Here is a 19,346-nt window from a genome sequence, read left to right as displayed (position 1 = left end):
TCGGACGGCGGGCAGACCTTTCTATTTATTGAATATTTTCTTGAGCGTCAAGCTCTACCAAAACGCAGCACAATCTCCGTCCCCTCGCCCGGCTCGCTGCGTACGGCGATCTCGCCGCCATGCGCCAGCGTCAGCTGCTTGGCGATCGTCATGCCGAGGCCCGAGCCGCTCGTCGTTTCCTCCGTATTCGTGCCGCGGTAATAGCGATCGAACAGCCTGTCCAGCGTCCTCGGGTCCATCCCCGCGCCGTTGTCCCGGATCGTGACCGAGAAGCCTCGTCCGGCCTCTTCGTTTACCGCGATGTCGATAGCCGTCCCCGCCGGATTGTGCTTGATCGCATTGGAGATCATGTTATCGACGATGCGTGTGAACCATTTGCGGTCGACCGGGTAAATGACCGGGCTGCCCGAAGGGGAGAACGTGATGGCGTAGGAGGCCGCCTGCGGATCGTTCATAAAGGCGACGACCGCCCGGCGCACGACTTCATTCACGTCCGAAGGCTTCCGGTCGAGCGGCAGCGCGTTGTTTTTCAAGCGGTACGTCAAGCTCAAGTCCTCGATCAGCTCCGACATGAAATCGGACTTCTCGCGCAGGGTGCGGCCGATCGTCCGCAGCTCCTCTTCGGACCAGGAGTACGAGGCCGATTCGAGCACATGCGCGTAGCCGCTGATGGACGACAACGGCGTCTTCAGGTCGTGGGATACGCCGGTAATCCATTCCTCGCGCGTCTGCTCCAGCCGGTTCCGCAGCTGCTCGCTGCGGGCAAGCTCCAATCTCAAGCCTTCGAGCGATTCGCCCACCTCCCGGAACAACCGGAAGGACCCCTTCGGCTTCCTAAGCCGATCGCCGCTGCCGCGGGACTTCCCCTTGCCCGTCCGGGGCGGCTGCGTATAGTTCCCCGAAGCCAATTGCTCGATGAACTCCAGCATCGCCCGGAACGGACGGCCGAAGCGGACGCCGTATACGTAGGAAAGGATCAGAATGAACGCGGCCAGGCCGATAAAATAGGCAAGAAACGCATTCGAGATGATCCGCTCCATCCCTTCCCCGGCCTCCGCGGACATGCCGTCCGAGGTACGGACAATCCACGTCTGCCGGGTCGCCGGGTCAAAGTGCACCGCTTCCTCCGCCTCCGTCTTCCCGGCATCTGCGGCGCTCCCTAGCATGTCGCCCAGAGCAGCCTCCGGACGGGGCGCAGACTCCTCCCCAAAGGCGTGAAGCAGCCGGCCGTCAGGGCCGTAAATACGCAGCGAAGCCTGCTGCTGCCGCAGCGCCTGCTCGCTTGCCGGCGATAACGTGCGCCCGTCGAAGGCGGGCAGCGCTTGCTGCAGCGCCTGTTCGGCCTTGCGCTTCTCGCCATAGACGACGATGTACGTTTTGCCGTCCTTCTCCACTCGATTGATGGTCAGCGCGTATGGAAAAGGCAGCTTTTTCTTCCAGAAGGCGAACAGCTCTCCCGGCGCGTACTGACCGGGGACATCGGCGGGCGCCGCCGTTGAGGCGAGTACTGCCCCCTCCGGACTCACGACCTGGAGCCAGCCGCCGCGCTCCGGCAAGGCGGACGCCCATGCGGCATCGACGACGGCTTGACCGCCCTTCACGGCAAACGAGTAACGGAACGACCCCAACTCCCGGAGGCCTTCGGGATCCGCTCCGGCGTGCTTTTCCGTCTGCAGGCCAATGTAGACGATCAATACGAGTGTTCCCAGCGCCATGACCCCAATGAACAAGACCAACTGCGCGACGAATTGAAAGGTAAGCCTGCGGCTGATCCGGTTCATGGCAGCTCCTTGGGCGGGACGAGCTTGTAGCCGAGCCCGCGGACCGTCACCAGGTAATCCGGCTGTCCCGGATCCCGTTCGATACGCTCGCGGATGCGCCGGATATGGACGATGACCGTATGATCGTCGCCCATGCTGTCGATGCCCCAGACCGCTTCGTACAGCTGGTCCTTCGTGAAGATGCGGTTCGGATGCTTGCAGAGGAAGAGCAGCAGCTGGAACACCTGAGCGGGACAGGCGACCGGTTTTCCCTCCACGCGCAATTCTCCCGCCAGTTCGTCGACCTGAAAACGCCCGTAATCGTAGACGGGCGCATTCGCACGGGCGGACTTGCCCGGTTCCTCCGCCTGCGGCTTGGAGCGGCGCAGCTGCGCCTTCATGCGCGCGACGACCTCCAGCGGGTTGAACGGCTTCGTAATATAATCGTCGCCGCCCATCGCGAAGCCGGTCAGCTTGTCCAGATCCGAGCCCTTCGCGGTCACGAACAGGATCGGGGCATCCGTCGTCTCCCGGATAAACGGGCAAATCTCGAAGCCGCTTTTATCCGGAAGCATCACATCGAGCAAAATGATATCGTAGCGCTTCTGTTTGCACCGGGCAAGCGCCGCGGCGGCCGATCCGGCATGATCGATGTGGCGGAAGCCTTCTTTTTTCAACACCATATCCAGCATCCCCAGGAGAGCCGGTTCGTCGTCCACCAGCAAAACTGCCGTTTCTTCCATAGGTATCGTTCCTCTCTATAGTCCCTCAAAATGATTCTGACATTAAGTATAACGCTTCCGGGTTAACAGAACCTAAACGTCGCGGCGCACGATTCATCTTGTCTTTATCCGGCGTTTCGCCGTGGTTTAGCTCCGCGGTGTATGCTGGTTGGTGTGAAAGGGGAGAGGCAAGATGTTGGCCATCTGGAAAAAAGAATTCCTGCAGTCCTTTAAAAGCGTGTTTTCGCTCGTGACGATTGCGATTTTTACGGCGGTCTCTTATTTTTTGTCGGACTTCGTAGCGAAGAACGGCGCGTTACTCGGCAAGGAGGTAGCCGAAGAAGGCTATGTCGGCGGTCTGGTGCTGCTGATTAATCTCTTCGGGTTTCTGTTTATGTTTTCCCTCTTCCACGATACCATGAATCGCGAGCTGGAAAGCCGGACCATCCGTTTTCTGGTGACCAAAACGTCGCGGCTGTCGATCGTGCTGGGCAAGTTTCTCGGCATTTTTACGTACTGGTTCGTCTGCTTGCTCTTGTCGTTCGGCATCATTACGACGTTCGCGGAGAAGTTTTATTTCAAGTCGTTCGGCCAGCTGTTGGTGATGCTTCTCTACATGGTGTCGATGTGTCTGCTGCTGTCCAGTCTGATTCCAAGACGCTCGATGTCGATGTTTACCGGTCTGCTCGTCGGCTTGGCCATCCCCGTGTTCGGGCTGTGGAGCCAGTTTTCCGACAAGCTGTGGCTGAAAGTGATCAAGTACGCGACCCCGTATTATTATTTTTTGGATGGCGGCTCGTGGGGCTGGACAGTCGTTCTGCTGATGGCGGCCGTCCTGTTGGGCGGCACCATCCTGCTGCTGCAGAGGAGGGATCTATAATGCTCGCCATCCAAACGAATGAGCTGAGAAAATCGTACGGCAAGCACGAGGTGGTGCGCGGTATTTCGCTGCAGGTGAACCAAGGGGAGATCTTCGGCTTCCTCGGCCGCAACGGCGCAGGGAAAACGACATTTATCAACATGCTGACCGGCATCGTCCGGCCCTCCGGCGGGGAATTTTCCATTCTGGGCACGCCTCACGGACAGTTGGACCGCGTCAAACGGCATATCGGCGTGCTGCCGGATTATACGGAATTTTACGGGAACGACACGGCGCTTGAGCATCTGCGGTATTTTTCCGGTGTGAAGGGGCTGAAGGTGTCCAGGCAGGAATGTCTGGACGTGCTGGGCAAGGTCGGTCTGAGTCAGGCGGCGCATGTGAAGACGAAGAAATTTTCGTTCGGGATGAAAAAGAAGCTCGGGGTCGCGCAGGCGATTCTCGGACAGCCCGCACTGATTTTTCTGGATGAGCCGACCTCCGGCATGGACCCTGAATCGGCCTTGGAGATGCAGCAGCTCATCCGCACGCTTGCGGACCAGCGGCAAACGATCTTCATGACCTCCCATAATCTCCATGAAGTGGAAAAGCTCTGCACGCGCATTGCGATTATGAAGCAGGGGAACATCACAGGGCTGGGCACGATCGAAGAGCTGCAGCGAACGTTCCAGCCGGGCATGCAGGTAACGGTCAAGCTGGCAGCGCGGAGCGAAGAGCTGTATGGGAAGGCGCGCGAAGCCTTGCAGCAGCAGAGCATTTGCCGAATCCAAAGCTGGGACGAGCGGCACCTTACGGCGGAGATCGGGGACGAAGCGGACATTGCCGCCGTCATCCGCGTGCTGTGCTCGCATGAAGTGGACATGTTCGGCGTACAAACGGCCCGTCTGTCGCTGGAGGATATTTTTATGCTGGATTAGCTCTTGCGGGATCTCTCCTCATGGTTGACAATGGAAATGGAAAAAGCCCATCTGTGAAGATGCGTTCACGCCGAAGTACATCACTCATTGGAGGAGAATGCCACGATGGAACTGAACGTCATGACGTTTAACCTGCGTGTAAATACGTCCGTAGACGGAGACAACGCTTGGCCTTACCGCATCCGGCACGCGGCCGCCGCCATCAAGAAGACGGCTCCGCTTGTCGTGGGGACGCAGGAAGGGACGAACGCGATGCTGCTCGACTTGGACCGGGAGCTGCCGGGGTACGGCCGGCTGGGCGAAGGGCGAAGCGGCCCGCTGAGCGAGGAGGACAAGCTCCGCGACGAAGGCTGCGCGATTTACTACCGGCAGGATCGGCTTGCTCTGGTGTCGAACGGACAGTTCTGGCTGTCGGAGACGCCGGGTGTGCCGGGCAGCAAGAGCTGGGACAGCAGCCTGCCGCGAATTTGCACATGGGCTTGCTTTGAGGTGAAGGCGTCGGGCCGCCGCTTCTATGCGTTCAACACGCACTTCGATCATCTGGGGCAGCGGGCCAGAGAAGAGAGCTCGCGCCTCGTGCTGGAGCGAATCGGGCGCTGCCGGGAGGAAGACGGGATGCCGGTCGTGCTAACCGGGGATTTCAATGCCTTCCCCGATAACCCCGCAATCGTCGCGCTGAAGGATCGGCTTGCCGACGCCTTCGACGTGCTGTACGAGGAGCCCGGCCGGACGTTCCATGCCTATGAAGGCGGTACGGAAGGCCAGCCGATCGACTATTTGTTCGCCGCGGAAGGCGCCGAATTTACGAAAACGATCGTACATCGTGACCGCTGGGAAGGCATGTATCCTTCGGACCACTATCCGGTCGAGGCGCATGTGCGGCTGCTCTAGGAGGCGGTACGGCACAAGGGGTGCCCTGCTCGTTCTTTATTGATCCGCACGCGCATAAGGTCTGCTTCCTGCCTTCACCGGGCGCAGAGCAGACCTTATTTTTGTTGGAGGAATCTTCCACCGATCACCCCTTCAGGGCCCCTGCGGTTAACCCGCCGGTAATTTGCCGTTGGAAGAAGCTGTAAGCAATGATGACCGGAATCATCGAGATGGCGAGTCCCGCGAACAACGGCCCCCATTCCGTACGATACTGCATCTCCCCCTGCATGATGGCGATGCCGACCGGAACCGTATATTTCGTCGGATCGTTGATCAGGACGGTCGCCATAATATACTCGTTCCAGACGGTCAGCGCGTTCATAATGGCGACGGTGACCAGCCCCGGCTTGGACAACGGCAGCATGATGCGGAAGAACGTTCCGAAATACGAGCACCCGTCGATGGTCGCCGCTTCCTCCAGCTCCTTCGGCAGCGATTTGTAGAAGCCGACGAGGAAGAAGACGCCGAAGGGCAAAATGCCGACCGCCCCCACCGAGTAGACCAACGTCAGGCCCAGCAGCGAATTGGACAGGTGCAGCGTATTGAGCAAAAAGACGAGCGGAATCAAGCCCAGAATCGTCGGAATCATCATGGAGGCGACGTAGACGAAATAAAGCGCCCCTCTTCCCTTGAATTCGTAGCGGGCGAGCACGTAGGCGGTCGTGGCGGCCATCGCCAGCGAGAGCAGCGTGCTGCTTGCGGTGACCAGCGCCGAATTGATGAAATAATCGCCGAAGTGCGCGCGGCTCCAGACGTTGGCGTAATTCTCGAAGATGAGCGGGGACGGCAGGTCCCACGGCTTGCCCTGAAGCACCTGCGGGTTATCCTTCAGCGAGGTGAAGAAGGTCCACAGGACCGGGTAAATGACAAGAATGCTCCATACCAGAGGAAAAAAACGGACGAGCGCTTTCGTGGCGCCATGTGCGGGTTTGCCTGCGGCGGAAGTCCCGGCCATACGTATCCCTCCCTACAATTCGATGGTTTCCCGCTTCAAGAACCGGCTCAAGATCAGCGTGGTCAGCAAAGACAGGATTAAAATCAGGACGCCGATGGTCGCGCCGTAGCTTAAGTGATACTGCTTGAACCCCATCTGATACAAATAGTAGCCCATCACCTGTGTCGCATTGTCGGGACCGCCGTCGGTCATGAGCCGGACGATAATGAACGATCCGTTCAGCGTCGTAATGACAATGTGCAGCACCGAGGTTTTGAACTGCTCCCAGATGAGCGGCAGCGTCACGTTCCAGAACTGCTGCCACTGCCCGGCGCCGTCGATCTCCGCAGCTTCATAGAGCGAGCTTGGAATCGCCAGGATCGAGGCGATGATCAGAATCATGTAGAAGCCGATTCCGGCCCAGACGCTCGGGGGCAGCAGCGACCACATGGCGAGCTTCGCGTCGCCCAGCCAGTTCGTCTCGACCGGCTTGTCGGTGAAGAGCGACAGGAACGCATTGAGGAAGCCGAGCTGCGGATTATAGATGAAGCTCCACAGCACGCCGATGACCGCGACCGAAATGATGTTCGGGAAGAAGAAAACGACGCGGTAGAAGCCGTACTCCCGCAGCTTCAGCCGGGTCAGAGCCACGGCGAAAAAGGTGGCGATCAGCATGATTAGAACCACTTTCCAGAAAACGAGAAAATAGTCGTTCTTGATCGCTTGGCCGACAATCTCGTCGGAGAGCAGCTCCCGGTAATTGCCGAGCCCGATGAAGTTCATCGTTTCCGAGCCGCCGGACCAGTCGAAGAAGCTCAAATATAAGCCGCGGAATAACGGATAGATTGTGAACACCAGAAACACCGCGAAGGTCGGCAGCAGGAAGGTCGTAATAAAAAGCGCGCGGTTCCATTTCATAAGACATCCTCCACTGCTAGGAATTGGAAGAGGCCAATCGGCAGGAAGAGGTCCTGCCGATCGTTCCCGGGGACGAGACGCTATTTGCTTCCTCTGACTTTAGCGGCGGCTTTCTCCATGCGGTCCATCCATTCGTCCGGCGTAATTTTCTTTTGCAGCAGCGCGATCGTGGCATCGCTCTCGGCCTGCTCTAAGTCGGCGTTCAGCTTGAATACGGGGGCGACGATGGTGTTGCTGCTGTTGAAATATTTCATGGCCGTCTTCACGACGCCGCTGGCCGTTGTCGCTTCCAGATCGGCCTTCACATTCATGATGGCCCCGGTCAGCTCCGCCCAGCGGGTCGCCGCTTTCTTCGTGAAAATAAATTGCACGAACGCCTTGGCCGCTTCCGGATTTTTCGCTTTCTTCGCGATGGCGATATTGCTCGTGTAAGGAATGGCAATGCTTTTGCCGCCCGGCTTCTGCATGACGGAAGGAATGAAGCCGAATTTGAAGTCGGCCGGGACGTCCTTCTTCATTTCGTTTTCCAGCCACAGCCCGTTCGGAATCATGGCGTCTTTGCGTTGGAGGAACAGCATTTGCGAATCGGTGTGGTTGATGCCGAAGGAGGCGTTGTCAAAATACCCCTTGTCCCGCATAACGACCAGCTTTTGCAGCGTTTTGGCGACAGCGTCGTTTTTGAATGCTTTTTCCTTCGCCGCTTCCTGATCCTTCAAAATTTGCGGGTTGTCCCCGTTCTCGGACACGAAGCCGGAGTTGAGCAGCCCGCCGACGATGTAGTACGGGTATTTGCCGGTATGGATGTAGGGGCTGATCCCCGAGGCTTTGATCTTCTCGCTGGTGGCGAGGAAGCTGTCCCAATCGGTCGGCACGGTCCAGCCGTTCTTCTTGAACAGCGTTTCGTCGTAGAACGTGCCCCAGGAGCCGAAGACGAGCGGGATCGTATAGTTTTTGCCGTTGTAATCTTGAGGAGGGGCGATCAATTGGTCCGTCAGCTTGTCGCCGTCGGCGTTCTTCGCGGATTTCACCCAGTCGGAGATGTCCATGAGCTGGTCGTCCTTGACCATCTGGGTTTCGTTCGATCCGGCTCCGTCAATGTAGACGACGTCGGGCGGATTGCCTTGAATCCAGCGCGGCTTCATTTGATCGTTGATTTGCGACCCGGCCGATTGCTTGATCTTGAGGTCCGGGTACTTCTTCTGGAACTCGCCGATCACTTCTTTCCACCAGCCGTCGCCGTAGCCGCCGACGAAGTACTGGATCTCGAAGTCGCCTGTGATTTTGGCCCCGTCCGCAGGCTTCGCTCCGTCGGCGGGCTTGGCGGCTTCGCCCGGCTTGGCCGTGTCGGCCGGTTTCGCCGCCGGAGCGGCCCCGCAGCCGGCCAGCGAAAGCGCGCAAAGCAGGGAGGCCATGCCCAAGGCCGCGCTTTTGGTCAATGCTTTTCTCATCATTCGAACCCTCCTAAAAGATGATCGTTACAGCACATCTGGATTGCGTAACCTTATCTTAGGAGGTTTGGTCCGAAAGCTCCATTGAATATCTTCCAAGAGTTCTTTATTTTTTTATTTATTGGCATTACTCCTTGCTTTTCGTGAGCGCGATTTGCTGGAGCTGGTCGAGGGCGGCTTGGGGCGGCATGCGGTCAACCAGGACGGCCTGGCCCATTTTTCGCGTTCCGTCCATGACCTTCTGCCAGGCAGGGTGGTTGACCGGATAAAATTTGGCCGTCCGCAGCGCTTCGAGACTATCTTTAACGTTCTGGTCCTTAGCCCCAAGCTTGTCTCCTACGGACTTGGTCACCGGCAGGAAGCCTTCGCGCAGAATGATGCTTTCGTAGCGCGCATCGTCGTACAGAAAGCTGATGAATTTGGAGAGCGCCTCTTTGTTCGTATGATCCGTCTTGAAGGACACCAGCATATCCTGCACGCCGAAGGAGATGGGCGGGGTCCCGTCCTTGACAGGCATCGGTCCGATGCCCCATTTCAGACCGGGAAATTCCTTGGGGACGACGGAGGTGAAATAGTTGCCCGAAATCATCGTCCCGAGCTTTCCGTTCCCGAGAATGCGGTGCTTCTCGTCGCGCGTCGTGACGGTCGGCTCGGCATCGGTCAGCCCTTGGTCGTACAGCGACTTCAGAAAGGTCAGCCCCTCGACGTTTTCCGGCGAATTGATGGTCCACCGCCCGTCCTTCATCCAGCCTCCGCCCGCCCCGAAGAAGAAATAGGACAAATAGGCCTGGCTTTCGTTGTCCGTCAAGTCCACGCCGAAGCCTTCGGCTTTTCCCGCCTGCTTGATTTTCCGCGCCGTCTCGACCAGCTCGGACCACGTTTTCGGGGGCTCGGTCAGTCCGATTTCGTCAAAAATATCCTTGTTGTAATACAGATTGCGGACGGTGGCGAGATAAGGGATCGCGTATTGGGCGCCGTTCCAATAATCCATTTGCATTAACATCGGCGAGAGGTTCGCCTTCAGCTCCGGGGACAGGATGTCGTTCCAATCGTTCAGCAGGCCGTCCTTGGCAAAATGGGCGTATACGTTCGTGTTCAGCAGGTCCGGCGGCTGGTTCTTGCTGATCATGGTCGTATAGACGCCGTCCAGGATGTCCCAATTCGCCACCTGCAGCTCGACGTCAATGTTCGGATATTTCGCTTCGAAATCTTTCACGATGCCCTCCAGCAGCGGTCGCGTATCCGTGCTGTACTCCGCGGCCAGGAACTGGATCAGCGCCTTCGGGTCCGCCGGAGCGGGTGAAGGGGAAGGGGCGATCCCGCAGCCGGACAGCAGCGTCAACGGCATAAGCATCAGCAGCATGGCCGGCACGGCCGCTGCGGCGGGCAGGACGGGGAGCTTCGGTCGGTTCATTCGGTCCACCTCGATTCTTGGAGTGTAGCCCGGGCCGGGGCACGTTTTTCTTACCTTTCCACAAAAGGGAAGAGCAGCTTTTGATTTTCCGGATCGTACATGTTCTCCTTGGTGACGACCGTCGAATCGATGTTGTCGCGCGGGTTCGCTTTTTTGCCGTCGATGAGCTCCACGGCCGCCTTCACGCCCAAATATCCGAGATTAAAAGGCTTCTGGACCAGCGTGGCATGCAGCGTGCCTTCCTCCAGCAGCTTGATCTCGTAGATCGAAGCGCCGAAGCCGACGAGCTTGAGCGAGGCGCTTTTGTTCAGCTCCTTGATCGCTTTGGCCGCGCCCAAGGTAGCCGTCTCGTTCAAGCAGATCATGCCGTTAATCTCCGGATGGTCGGCCAGCAGCTGCTTGGTCGCCCGATAGGCCCGCTCCTCCTGATTCGCGGCATACCGCGTGCCGACGACGACCGCGGACGGATCGGCGGCGAGCGCCTCCCGAATGCCGGTTTCCCGGTCCGTGGCGGTGGGCGAGCCGCTCTTGTCGCTCAGGATCGCCACGGCGGGGCGGCCCTTCGTCATGGAGGCCAACGCCCGTCCGGCTTTTTTGCCTGCGTCCAGATTGTTGCTGGCGATGAAGCTGTCGGCGGGATTGCCGCCCAACGGCGAATCGATCACGACCAGCTTGATTCCCGCTTTGCGGACCTTCTCCGCCACAGGAACGAGCAGGTCGTCATCGGCGGGGGCCAGCACGATCGCTTGGGGCTTCTCTGCAATCGCTTGCTCCACCAGACCGATCTGCTCGTGCACGTCGGTTTCCTGCAGAGGACCGCGTACGTCCGCCTTAGCCTGAAATTCCTTGGCCGCCGTCTTCGCGCCGGCCCGGACCGTCTGCCAAAATTCCGTGCGGATATCGTTGCTTTTCATAATGACGATGATGCTCTTGTCCTTGCCGCTTTCGGTCCGGACGGACTGGAGCAGGATGGCGGTATAGGCGCCCAAGGCCAAGAGAGGCACCAGCATCCACACGATTTTTTTATGCGTCTGCATCGGCTGCTCCTTTCCTACTCGCTTTTCGGGATCGTCAGTGTGACCCGGGTGCCCTTCTCCGGTTCGCTTTCGAAGCTTACGCCGTAGCTCGTTCCAAAATAAAGCTGAATCCGTTCGTGCACGTTGGCGATGCCTACGCCCGCGCCCTTGCCGCGCTCCGTTCCCGTCTTCGGCAACAGAATATGCCGCAGCTGCTCCGGCGTCATGCCGAGTCCGTTATCCTCGACGGTGAACACGAGCTTGCCGTCCTTCTCCCCGCCGGAAATGGTAATGAGCCCGCAGCCCGGTTTGTTTTTGATCCCGTGATAGATCGCGTTTTCGACGAAGGGCTGGAGCAAAATTTTGATCGTTTTGCAGGCCATAATGTCTTTGGAGACGTCGATCCGGTAGTCGAGCTTTTCCTTGTACCGCATCTTCTGGATCAGCAGATAGCTGCGGATATGCTCGATTTCGATGAAGACGGGCACGAGCTCGTCGCTTTTGTTGATGCTGGCGCGGAACAGCTTGGCGAGCGCGGAGGTCATGAGCACGACTTCCTCGTGCTTCTTGCCCTCTGCCATCCAGATGATCGAATCGAGCGTATTGTACAGAAAGTGCGGGTTGATCTGCGACTGGAGCACCTTGAGCTCGCTTTTGCGCTTCGTTTCTTCGTTTTTGATAATTTCGCTCATCAGCTCCTTCGTGTGGCCGACCATCAGGTTGAACGTGCGCCCGAGCTGGCCGATCTCGTTCTCCTGCTCGATCTCGGCGCGGATGTCGAAGTTGCCTTTTTCCACCTGCTTCATTTTATCCTGAAGGTTCCTGATCGGCTTGGAGAACCGGTGTGACAGCACGAACGACAGCAGCAGGGTGATCGCCAGCCCGAAGACGGCCAGCAGAAGAAACGAGCTTTGAATGGTGTGCTTGTTGGTGACGAGCTCGTCCGTGTAGGCGACGCCGACGATTTTCCAGCCGAATTTCGTATCGTGGACCGAATAGATCCGCGATTCGGCGCCGTCGTACGTGACGAAGCTGTCCGTATGCATCGCCTTGTCGATCAGCTCGCTCTTCAGGTTGCTGTAGATGAGCTGCTGCTGCGGGTGGTAGACGATGTTGCCGCCGCTGTCCACAATGAACACGTAGCCCCGTTTGCCGAGGTTGACCTGACTGCAGATTTCGCTGATGACGCTCAAGTTGAGATCGACGAGAAAAATGCCTTCCCCCGCGATTCCGTCGGTGCTTTTCAGCTCCCGGCTGAGGGAGACGACCCAGCGGTATTCGTTCTGGATCACATGCTGGACGTGGGAGGAGGAGACGACCGGCTTGCCGCCTTCCTGCTTCGCCTGCTTGTACCAGAGCTGCTCCTCCGGCCTCGCGTGCGGATTGAGGCTGGTGCTGCGCCGGTCCGACACGAACTTGCCGTTGTAGCCGAACACCATGATGGAGGCGATGTCTTTGCGGGTGTACAGAATCGACTGGAACATGTCCGAGATCCGTTTCTCGTATATCCGGCGGTCGGCTTCGCTGATGAACACCGTGTTGGAGATAAAATATTTGATGTCTTTATTCGTTAGAGCCAGGGTGGAGATGTTCTCCATGTTGGTGAAGTAGGACTGGATGTTGGCGCCGACCTGCTTCATGATTTCCGAGAGGTAGGCTTGCGAATTTTTCTCCACGGCGTCGGCGGACAGCCGGTAGGAGATGAAGCTGGTGATGCCGACGGAGACGAGGATTAAGCAGGAAAACGCCGCAGCGATGCTGGAGCGGATGCTCTTGAATTGGAACCATGGCAGCGGAGGGCGGAGCGTCGGCTTCATCGGCGGTGCTCCTTGGCGGTGTTATCCCGGTATTCCGTCGGCGTGAGACCGGAGTGCTTCTTGAAGATCAGGCTGAAATAGTTCGGATCGGCGTAGCCGACCTTCGCCGCAATCTCATAGGATTTCAGCGAGGTATGCTGCAGCAGTTCCTTCGCCTTGTCGATGCGCACCCGGGTCAAATATTCGACGAACGTTTCGCCGAGCTGCTGCTTGAACACGGTGCTGAAATAGCTGGTGCTCATGAGCGTATGCCGGCACAGCTCCTGCAGCGACAGCTTGTCGTTCGCGTAATGCTCGCGGATATACTCGGTGGCCCGCAGCACCTGCATATGCGTCAGGCGGTTCCGCTGCTCGGAGATTTGGTCCAGCGCCAAGCTTAAAATTTGCTTCAGCCAGTCTTGGATTTCGTCCAGCGTCTTGAACCGGTACACGTCCGTCAGCCAATTGCGCCCGCCAATGGCCGCCCACGGCTCGTCCGCTCCGAGCTCCCGGACTGTGTTCATCAGCGTGACGATCACCGATTGGATCTGCCAATAGCATCCTTCGATCGGCATCCGGGACGTTCTCAAGTGGGCAACTAACTGCTCGATCAGGCGGTGAACGTCTGCGGCTGTGCCTGTTTTCACGGCGGAGGCCAGCAGCCGGTTCCACTCCGCGCCGTTGTCCGGAGCGGCCGGTGGCTGTCCCTCCATATCGACGATGCCGATTACTTGGTTTTTACCGAGCAGCAGCCGGTATTCGAGCGCAGACAAGGCGCTTTTGTAAGAGAGGGGAAGCTCCTCCAGCGAGCCGCCTACGCGTCCGACGCCCAGACTAACCGTCAATTTCAAATATTTCTCGACAAACTGCCGGATCGTTTCGGCGAGCTGGTACGCGAGCTCGTACAAAGGCATGGCCGCAAGCCCGGACACGATGGCAACGATGCGCTCTTCGCGGGTGCGAAAGGCGATTCCGTTCTCCTGGCCCACGATTTCCTCGACCATATTGTACACGGCAAAGCGCAGCAGCTCCTGATCCTGATCGGAGGGCAGATGTCCGTCGCCGCCGAAATCGTCGATGTCGGCGACCATCGCCACATAGTCGGGCAGAGGCTCGGGAAGCCCGAAATAGTGAAGCCGCTCGCGGATTTCCGCCTCTCCCATGGCGGTCGTCGCCCATCGTTCGAGAAAGCGTTCCTTCAGCAGGGGCAGACTTTGATTCAGCTGCATGTGCAGACGCGTCAAATCTTCCCGCTGGCGGGTTTCCTCGTCGAGCTCGCCCTTCACTTTCGTCAGCAGCGCACGGAGGTCTGCCGCTGTAATCGGTTTCAAAATAAAGTCGTAAGCTTTGAGCCGCAGCGCCTGCTGCGCATAATCGAAATCGTCGAAGCCGGTCAGGATGATTACCTTCACGAAAGGGTACCGGGTCCGGATCAGCCTTGTCAGCTCCAGCCCGTCCATAAACGGCATGCAAATATCCGACAGCACGAGGTCCGGTCTGAGCGGCTCCATCGCTTCCCACGCTTCCCGGCCGCTCGCATAATCGCCCACCAGCTCGAAGCCAAGCCCGTTCCAGTCGATATGCTCCTTGATGCCCTCGCGTACGATCGCTTCGTCGTCCACAATCATGATTTTGTACATGCGCACCCCCGCATTTCCAGCGTAACTTTGTGTTGAGTGTACTGTAAAAAGGGAAATTCCGGCAAGAGGAAGGTGCGCGCTTTTGCATTTTTTTGTAGAAACTTAACAGTTCCCCGCCCGGAATTGACGGTAATTGAAAAAATCCCCTTCGGCCGTCAGGAAAGCTCCTGATGGGCTGAAGGGGAGTGCGCGTCCGAGGCGTACATTGCAAATGGAAATCGGAGATTCAATCGAATTTTTGTTATTGATGCAAAAGAGCACGTGCTAATCCGGAAATAGCGGACGGTAGAATGTATCTTTTGTTCCTCTATTGAGCCGCTTGTTTACAAGAGCGGTTTCTCTATCAGGATGTTTAAAAGAGCTGGCTAGGAATGGTAAGCAAAGCTGGAAACTGGACTCTAAGCGAAAACCAAGAAATCTGAACACGAAGCTTCGCTTGGATGCGGTGATGGAACAATATCCGTCTGCCTCGTAAAAAGAATGGGCGAGCATGATTGGCGTATCGCAGAACTGGGTTAGCCAATTGATCAAAGGATCGAAATAAAATAGTCCGAACCATAGCATAAATATATTGGAAAAAACGCCGACACCTGATTACTAGGGGCACGGCGCTTTGTTTTGTTCGTTTTTTCCCAATACAGCTCGGCCCGGGGCGAGCTGTAGGCAGCGGCGGGCGCAGGGTTTGCTGTCCGAAGATTAGCTGAGCTTGGTTATAGCGAGGAGCAAGTTGAGAAACTGTTACGTGAGGGATTGTTTTTTTATAGAGTAAATAAAATGGGGAACTAAGCCAAAAAACCACTTAGTCAGGTACTAACCTATTATCGACGTGGTGGTTTTAAGCCCTTCTATTCAATTTATTGATTAGCTATTTTTTTCGTCTCCACATTGCCATTGCAATAATTTCTATTAAACCCACTACGATGAAAACTATTGATCCTACCATAAGAGATGTTTGAAGATCCACGTTCAAAGTGCTAGGCAAAACTACAAATAGAATAATAAAATTCAAAATGTTCCATGGAAGTCTTTTTTTAAAAAAATCCATTAGCACTTGTCTCATTGTACAATTTCTCCCTTTTAAGTTTATTTAAATTTTACCATATTATCGAATTTCTTGCTCAATGCTAACTAAAAAAAAATTTATATATTAAGATTTAAATTGAATATATATCCTTATATTGATAATATTAATTTGTTGGTAAAAATATTCATATATTTCAAAAAAATAGGAGGTTATCAAGGTGAAAAAAATTATTGTCGCTTCGTCTTTATCATTTGCTTTATTGGGAAGTCAGGTCGGCTCTGCTTTTGCTGCTCCTCCGGAAGTTACTGTTCAAGCTGATCAAGCAATTTCACAACTTTCACAGGCTTTTATCGAGAAGGTCAATCCGTATGTAAAAATTGATTCTGCTAAACAGTTTTATTTGACCAAAGAAGCAGATAAAAATTTAAGCAAAGCAGACGTCCAGACAGCCAAAGAAGTAATCGAAAAAACGAATGCTTTTGTGAGAGAACATGCACAGGAGTTGTCCATCTCCAGCAACGGTACATTAGTACCGACACAATTCGAACGTTCTGCTATCAATTTAGGTGATCATTTTTCTTTTGATATCGCTTGGTGGGGAACGCAGATTCACTTCTCTCATGAATTTGTTCAAAAATTTAAAGACAATATTCTTTTATATACTGCATCTGTTGCAGGAACAATTGCTGCTATGCAAGCGACTATGCTTTTCTTTTCGGTGACTCCTCCTGCTTGGTTTGCTTCTGCGGTGACCGCCGTTGCCGCAGCAGGAGCATGGATGCTTATAAGCACAGACAAAGGAGCAGGCACTTACGTAGACTTTTATGGATGGTATGGAACCATTGGCATAACAGTTCCAGTTCCTATTTTCCACTCTTATTAACTCTGAGCCGGCGATTTGATTTCGTGGAACAATGCAAAAAAACGGCCCTTGTTCGCATCTACGCGGCAAGAGCCGTTTTCTCTTTCATCGAGTTTATTTTGGAGGTCCTTTGGCTTCTCAGTAGAGGGCATCTAGAACACCCGTTACCAAGATAAAAGGTCGTATTCATATCCGTCCGGATTATTTCAGCCTAGCGCTGTAGCTCTTTTTTCTATGGGTCCCCCGGTTCCCCGGTTCACCGGCCCTAAATCCTCAGCGACCCTGGAACACCACCGGGTTCCATTGGGATTTTTTACGGGCCTCGCATGGAAGCAAAACCTTCGCGGGTATGGCTCTACGGGGCAGGGCGGATAAGCCTCACTTCGCGCGATGCACGGTCAGGTTCACCTTGTTCGTCTCGCACATGAAGGTGGAGAGGTGAACCGGCCGGTCGTGCGAATCGTAGGCGATTTTGACGATGCGGAACAGGTTGGCCCCGACGTCGCATTCCAGCGCTTTCGCCAGGTCCTTCGTCGCTCCGATCACATTGATAATTTTATCGTTGCTGTCGATTTCCGTTCCGTAATCTTGCTTTAAAATCTTGTACGTCGATTCGTCGCGCGCGATCTTTTTCTCCAGATCGGGGAAGCGCGTCAGCGGGTAGTGGGCCAGATCGTAAAAAAGCGGCCGTTCGTTGACATACATCAGCCGTTCGAGCTCCAGCACCGGGCTTCCTTCCTCGATCTGCAGCCGTTCGGCCATATCCGCGGAAGCCGGAACCACTTCGCTGCGCAGCGTGCGCGAATTGGGGATCATCCCCAACTGGTGGCTGAATTCCGAGAAGCCGCTGACCGACAGCAGCTCGTTCTGGAATTTGCTCGAGGTGACGAAGGTGCCTTTGCGCTGGATGCGGGTGAGCGTGCCGTCCTTGACCAGCTCTTCGATCGCTTTGCGTATCGTGATGCGGCTGACCTGATAGATCTCGCACAGCTCCGCTTCCGTCGGAATCTGCTCGTCCGGTTTGTATTTTCCTTCTTGAATATCGTTCTTCAGCATCTGCCGGATTTGCATGTATAAGGGCTGCGCTGTCGATGGATTTAGGTTCATAGCGTAAAATCGACTCCATGTCGCCAATGTTTCTTCTCATTATACATGCAACTTTGCCGCCATTTCCAGCTACCAGGCCCCGAAATACGTGATCGTTTGCGCCGCGGATCGCGTTCCCTGCTCCAGGCACTGCGTTAGGGGAAGTCCGTTCATGATCCCGTACAGGAAGCCGGCAATGAACGAATCGCCTGCGCCCATCGTGTCCACGACGGTAACCGCTTCCGCTTCGCGCCGGAAATAACGTTCGCCGTCGTAGGCGAGCGAGCCGTTTTCCCCCAAGGTGGCGACGGCCACCCGGGCTCCGAGCGCATGCGTTTCTTTCAGGTAGCTGCGGATATAAGCGTCGTCCTGCGTATAAGAGAAGAAAGCGTAATCCATAAAGGCCGGGAGCTGCCGGGTCAAGTCATGGTGAAGCTTGTCGGAGAAGTCGAAGGAGGTGATCAGGCCCTTCTCCTTGAACCGCGGGAAATACGGCTCCGCGTGCCCCCAGATTCCGGCATGCACCAGCGCATGCCCTTCGATAAACCGCAGATCGGCCTCCGTCAGCCGGAAATGCTCCATCACCCCTTCGTGATAGTCCCCGAATTGGCGGTCGCTGCCGATCAGCTCGACGTAGGTTACGGCGGTTTGGCCTTCTTGTTGATGCAGATGGCTGACGTCGATCCCTTTGTCCCGTAGCGCCCGGCGCATTTGCCCGCCGTAGTCGTCGGTGCCGACCCAGCCGATATACGAGGCATCGGCCCCGAGCCGCTTCAAGTAGACGGCCACGTTGACCGGATTGCCGCCCGGGTAGCTTTCCTGTCTTGACAAATAGACGTCCATACAGTTATCTCCGACGGTAGCAGCTTTCATCTTCCCATTCGCCTCCTACAGGAGCTGAACCCCCTGTCCGGAAGACAGGGGGAAAGCGCCTTTCTAGTATTCGACGACTCCGTAGTAACGGCGGTCATCGGGGTTATGGTCTCTCGCGACGGCGAAGTAGTAGGAGAACCATTCCAGCGGCACGAACATGACCATCGGGGCCAGATCCGGATGCAAGCCGCCGGACAATTCTTGATAATCGAATACGATGTGCTCGCCTTTGTATTTTTTCACGAAACGCAGGGCGCGTTCCGTAATGTGGCGGGAAGCGTCGGTGCCGACCAGGAAAACGAAGGGAACGCCGGGCTCGACGATTTCCAGCGGGCCGTGACGGAACTCGCCGCTCTCGATCACGGCGCCGTGCCCCCACATAAATTCCATATTCGTGATGACGCCTTCTTTATAAGCAAGGGACACAAGCGGTCCGGCCGCTACCGTATAGAAGCCTTTCCAGCTGCTGACCGATTCCGCCAGCTTCAGCGCCTTTTCTTCGAACGAGTCGATATGGCCTGCCAGGACGCCGGGCAGCTTCGGAATGTCGGCCAATATTTGCTCGACCTCTTGGGACGGCTCGACTTCCCGAATCCATTGCAGGGACAGGAAGTACAGGGCCAGCAGGTGGCATTCCCACATCGCATGAGCATTGTAGTCGATCACGAACTGGGCTTCCTCGCCGAGCGGATTGCCTTCCTTCTTGTTCACGACGCTGATCGTGACGGCACCGGCCTGGTTCGCTTTCCGCAGCGATTGAACCACTTCCTCCGTCGTGCCGGAGTGGGAGATGACGACGACCGCCGTGGAGGAGTCAAGAGCACGGGGAGTATGGTCGACGAATTCCCAGCCGGTATACACGTTCGAGACAAGCGTGCTGTATTTGTCGATCAAATATTTGGCCGCCGCGCCGACAGCCTTGGAGCTGCCGCAGCCGACGAAGTAGACGCGTCCGATCTTTTGCTGCGCCAGCTTCTGCGCGATGCCGGCAATTTTCGGTTGTCCCTCCCGGATGAAGGTTTCAACCTCGGGGATCATGCTCGACGTTACCAGAAAATCGACTTTTGTTTTGTCCAAGTGCAGCATGGGTTCAACACGCCTCTCTTTTTTTATTTATTTGTTATGTTTT

General features: G+C 56.2%; 16 protein-coding genes. 4 read left to right on the top strand and 12 right to left on the bottom strand.

What is annotated here, in order from left to right:
* Positions 1 to 47: 47 nt before the first annotated feature.
* Both PEH01S_RS09495 and PEH01S_RS09490 read right to left on the bottom strand, forming a co-directional pair.
* On the bottom strand, positions 48 to 1,781 hold the full coding sequence (locus PEH01S_RS09495; RefSeq protein ID WP_127485058.1) for a sensor histidine kinase: 1,734 nt from the start codon (positions 1,779 to 1,781) through the stop codon (positions 48 to 50).
* Positions 1,778 to 2,503, bottom strand: a complete 726-nt coding sequence (locus PEH01S_RS09490; protein WP_127485056.1) for a response regulator transcription factor — start codon at positions 2,501 to 2,503, stop codon at positions 1,778 to 1,780. The genes PEH01S_RS09495 and PEH01S_RS09490 overlap by 4 nt, the downstream gene beginning before the upstream one ends.
* A gap of 172 nt (positions 2,504 to 2,675) precedes the next feature.
* Between PEH01S_RS09490 and PEH01S_RS09485 the strand changes: the two genes are divergently transcribed.
* The 3 genes from PEH01S_RS09485 to PEH01S_RS09475 all read left to right on the top strand — a co-directional run bounded on the left by PEH01S_RS09485 (position 2,676) and on the right by PEH01S_RS09475 (position 5,167).
* A complete protein-coding gene (locus tag PEH01S_RS09485) occupies positions 2,676 to 3,362 on the top strand; it encodes an ABC transporter permease (RefSeq protein ID WP_025852031.1) in 687 nt (228 codons plus the stop codon).
* A complete protein-coding gene (locus tag PEH01S_RS09480) occupies positions 3,362 to 4,276 on the top strand; it encodes an ABC transporter ATP-binding protein (RefSeq protein WP_127485054.1) in 915 nt (304 codons plus the stop codon). Before PEH01S_RS09485 ends, PEH01S_RS09480 begins: the two co-directional genes overlap by 1 nt.
* A 105-nt stretch (positions 4,277 to 4,381) precedes the next feature.
* Positions 4,382 to 5,167 carry an endonuclease/exonuclease/phosphatase family protein gene (locus PEH01S_RS09475; RefSeq protein WP_127485052.1) on the top strand — a complete coding sequence of 262 codons (786 nt, stop codon included), beginning with the start codon at positions 4,382 to 4,384 and terminating at the stop codon, positions 5,165 to 5,167.
* Between the two features lie 124 nt (positions 5,168 to 5,291).
* Here the strand turns inward: PEH01S_RS09475 and PEH01S_RS09470 are convergent, their stop codons facing one another.
* From PEH01S_RS09470 to PEH01S_RS09440, 7 genes are all read right to left on the bottom strand, one after another.
* The gene (locus tag PEH01S_RS09470; protein WP_025852028.1) at positions 5,292 to 6,161 is read right to left on the bottom strand and encodes a carbohydrate ABC transporter permease; all 870 of its coding nucleotides are present in this window, start codon (positions 6,159 to 6,161) and stop codon (positions 5,292 to 5,294) included.
* Between the two features lie 12 nt (positions 6,162 to 6,173).
* Positions 6,174 to 7,058: a carbohydrate ABC transporter permease gene (locus PEH01S_RS09465; protein ID WP_025852026.1), complete on the bottom strand. Its 885-nt coding sequence runs from the start codon at positions 7,056 to 7,058 to the stop codon at positions 6,174 to 6,176.
* Positions 7,059 to 7,138: 80 nt separating this feature from the next.
* On the bottom strand, positions 7,139 to 8,506 hold the full coding sequence (locus tag PEH01S_RS09460; protein ID WP_127485162.1) for an extracellular solute-binding protein: 1,368 nt from the start codon (positions 8,504 to 8,506) through the stop codon (positions 7,139 to 7,141).
* Between the two features lie 127 nt (positions 8,507 to 8,633).
* Positions 8,634 to 9,920, bottom strand: a complete 1,287-nt coding sequence (locus PEH01S_RS09455) for an extracellular solute-binding protein (protein WP_127485050.1) — start codon at positions 9,918 to 9,920, stop codon at positions 8,634 to 8,636.
* Positions 9,921 to 9,970: 50 nt separating this feature from the next.
* Positions 9,971 to 10,957, bottom strand: a complete 987-nt coding sequence (locus tag PEH01S_RS09450) for a substrate-binding domain-containing protein (RefSeq protein WP_127485048.1) — start codon at positions 10,955 to 10,957, stop codon at positions 9,971 to 9,973.
* A 14-nt stretch (positions 10,958 to 10,971) separates the two neighbouring features.
* Complete coding sequence (locus tag PEH01S_RS09445) at positions 10,972 to 12,753, bottom strand: cache domain-containing sensor histidine kinase (protein ID WP_127485046.1); 1,782 nt, start codon at positions 12,751 to 12,753, stop codon at positions 10,972 to 10,974.
* Positions 12,750 to 14,372 (bottom strand): response regulator transcription factor, encoded by a 1,623-nt coding sequence (locus PEH01S_RS09440; protein ID WP_025852019.1) that lies wholly within the window; start codon positions 14,370 to 14,372, stop codon positions 12,750 to 12,752. The genes PEH01S_RS09445 and PEH01S_RS09440 overlap by 4 nt, the downstream gene beginning before the upstream one ends.
* Before the next feature lie 1,241 nt (positions 14,373 to 15,613).
* Between PEH01S_RS09440 and PEH01S_RS09435 the strand changes: the two genes are divergently transcribed.
* On the top strand, positions 15,614 to 16,279 hold the full coding sequence (locus PEH01S_RS09435) for a hypothetical protein (protein ID WP_127485044.1): 666 nt from the start codon (positions 15,614 to 15,616) through the stop codon (positions 16,277 to 16,279).
* Positions 16,280 to 16,636: 357 nt separating this feature from the next.
* Here the strand turns inward: PEH01S_RS09435 and PEH01S_RS09430 are convergent, their stop codons facing one another.
* From PEH01S_RS09430 to PEH01S_RS09420, 3 genes are all read right to left on the bottom strand, one after another.
* Positions 16,637 to 17,365: a GntR family transcriptional regulator gene (locus PEH01S_RS09430; protein ID WP_025852018.1), complete on the bottom strand. Its 729-nt coding sequence runs from the start codon at positions 17,363 to 17,365 to the stop codon at positions 16,637 to 16,639.
* Between the two features lie 69 nt (positions 17,366 to 17,434).
* On the bottom strand, positions 17,435 to 18,217 hold the full coding sequence (gene frlD, locus PEH01S_RS09425) for a fructoselysine 6-kinase (protein WP_127485042.1): 783 nt from the start codon (positions 18,215 to 18,217) through the stop codon (positions 17,435 to 17,437).
* 63 nt (positions 18,218 to 18,280) lie between these two features.
* Entirely contained in the window at positions 18,281 to 19,303 is a 1,023-nt protein-coding gene (locus PEH01S_RS09420) for an SIS domain-containing protein (protein ID WP_025852014.1), read from the bottom strand.
* Positions 19,304 to 19,346 lie beyond the last annotated feature (43 nt).

Origin of the sequence: Paenibacillus ehimensis NBRC 15659, from assembly GCF_004000785.1 — a bacterium.
In the GTDB taxonomy this organism is placed as follows: domain Bacteria; phylum Bacillota; class Bacilli; order Paenibacillales; family NBRC-103111; genus Paenibacillus_G; species Paenibacillus_G ehimensis.
This window is presented reverse-complemented; position numbering and strand designations above follow the sequence as displayed.

Bases quoted from the DNA above. Each gene is read 5' to 3' on its own strand.
- PEH01S_RS09495 (WP_127485058.1), bottom strand. From the start codon at position 1,781: ATGAACCGGATCAGCCGCAGGCTTACCTTTCAATTCGTCGCGCAGTTG.
- PEH01S_RS09490 (WP_127485056.1), bottom strand. From the start codon at position 2,503: ATGGAAGAAACGGCAGTTTTGCTGGTGGACGACGAACCGGCTCTCCTG.
- PEH01S_RS09485 (WP_025852031.1), top strand. From the start codon at position 2,676: ATGTTGGCCATCTGGAAAAAAGAATTCCTGCAGTCCTTTAAAAGCGTG.
- PEH01S_RS09480 (WP_127485054.1), top strand. From the start codon at position 3,362: ATGCTCGCCATCCAAACGAATGAGCTGAGAAAATCGTACGGCAAGCAC.
- PEH01S_RS09475 (WP_127485052.1), top strand. From the start codon at position 4,382: ATGGAACTGAACGTCATGACGTTTAACCTGCGTGTAAATACGTCCGTA.
- PEH01S_RS09470 (WP_025852028.1), bottom strand. From the start codon at position 6,161: ATGGCCGGGACTTCCGCCGCAGGCAAACCCGCACATGGCGCCACGAAA.
- PEH01S_RS09465 (WP_025852026.1), bottom strand. From the start codon at position 7,058: ATGAAATGGAACCGCGCGCTTTTTATTACGACCTTCCTGCTGCCGACC.
- PEH01S_RS09460 (WP_127485162.1), bottom strand. From the start codon at position 8,506: ATGAGAAAAGCATTGACCAAAAGCGCGGCCTTGGGCATGGCCTCCCTG.
- PEH01S_RS09455 (WP_127485050.1), bottom strand. From the start codon at position 9,920: ATGAACCGACCGAAGCTCCCCGTCCTGCCCGCCGCAGCGGCCGTGCCG.
- PEH01S_RS09450 (WP_127485048.1), bottom strand. From the start codon at position 10,957: ATGCAGACGCATAAAAAAATCGTGTGGATGCTGGTGCCTCTCTTGGCC.
- PEH01S_RS09445 (WP_127485046.1), bottom strand. From the start codon at position 12,753: ATGAAGCCGACGCTCCGCCCTCCGCTGCCATGGTTCCAATTCAAGAGC.
- PEH01S_RS09440 (WP_025852019.1), bottom strand. From the start codon at position 14,372: ATGTACAAAATCATGATTGTGGACGACGAAGCGATCGTACGCGAGGGC.
- PEH01S_RS09430 (WP_025852018.1), bottom strand. From the start codon at position 17,365: ATGAACCTAAATCCATCGACAGCGCAGCCCTTATACATGCAAATCCGG.
- frlD (WP_127485042.1), bottom strand. From the start codon at position 18,217: ATGAAAGCTGCTACCGTCGGAGATAACTGTATGGACGTCTATTTGTCA.
- PEH01S_RS09420 (WP_025852014.1), bottom strand. From the start codon at position 19,303: ATGCTGCACTTGGACAAAACAAAAGTCGATTTTCTGGTAACGTCGAGC.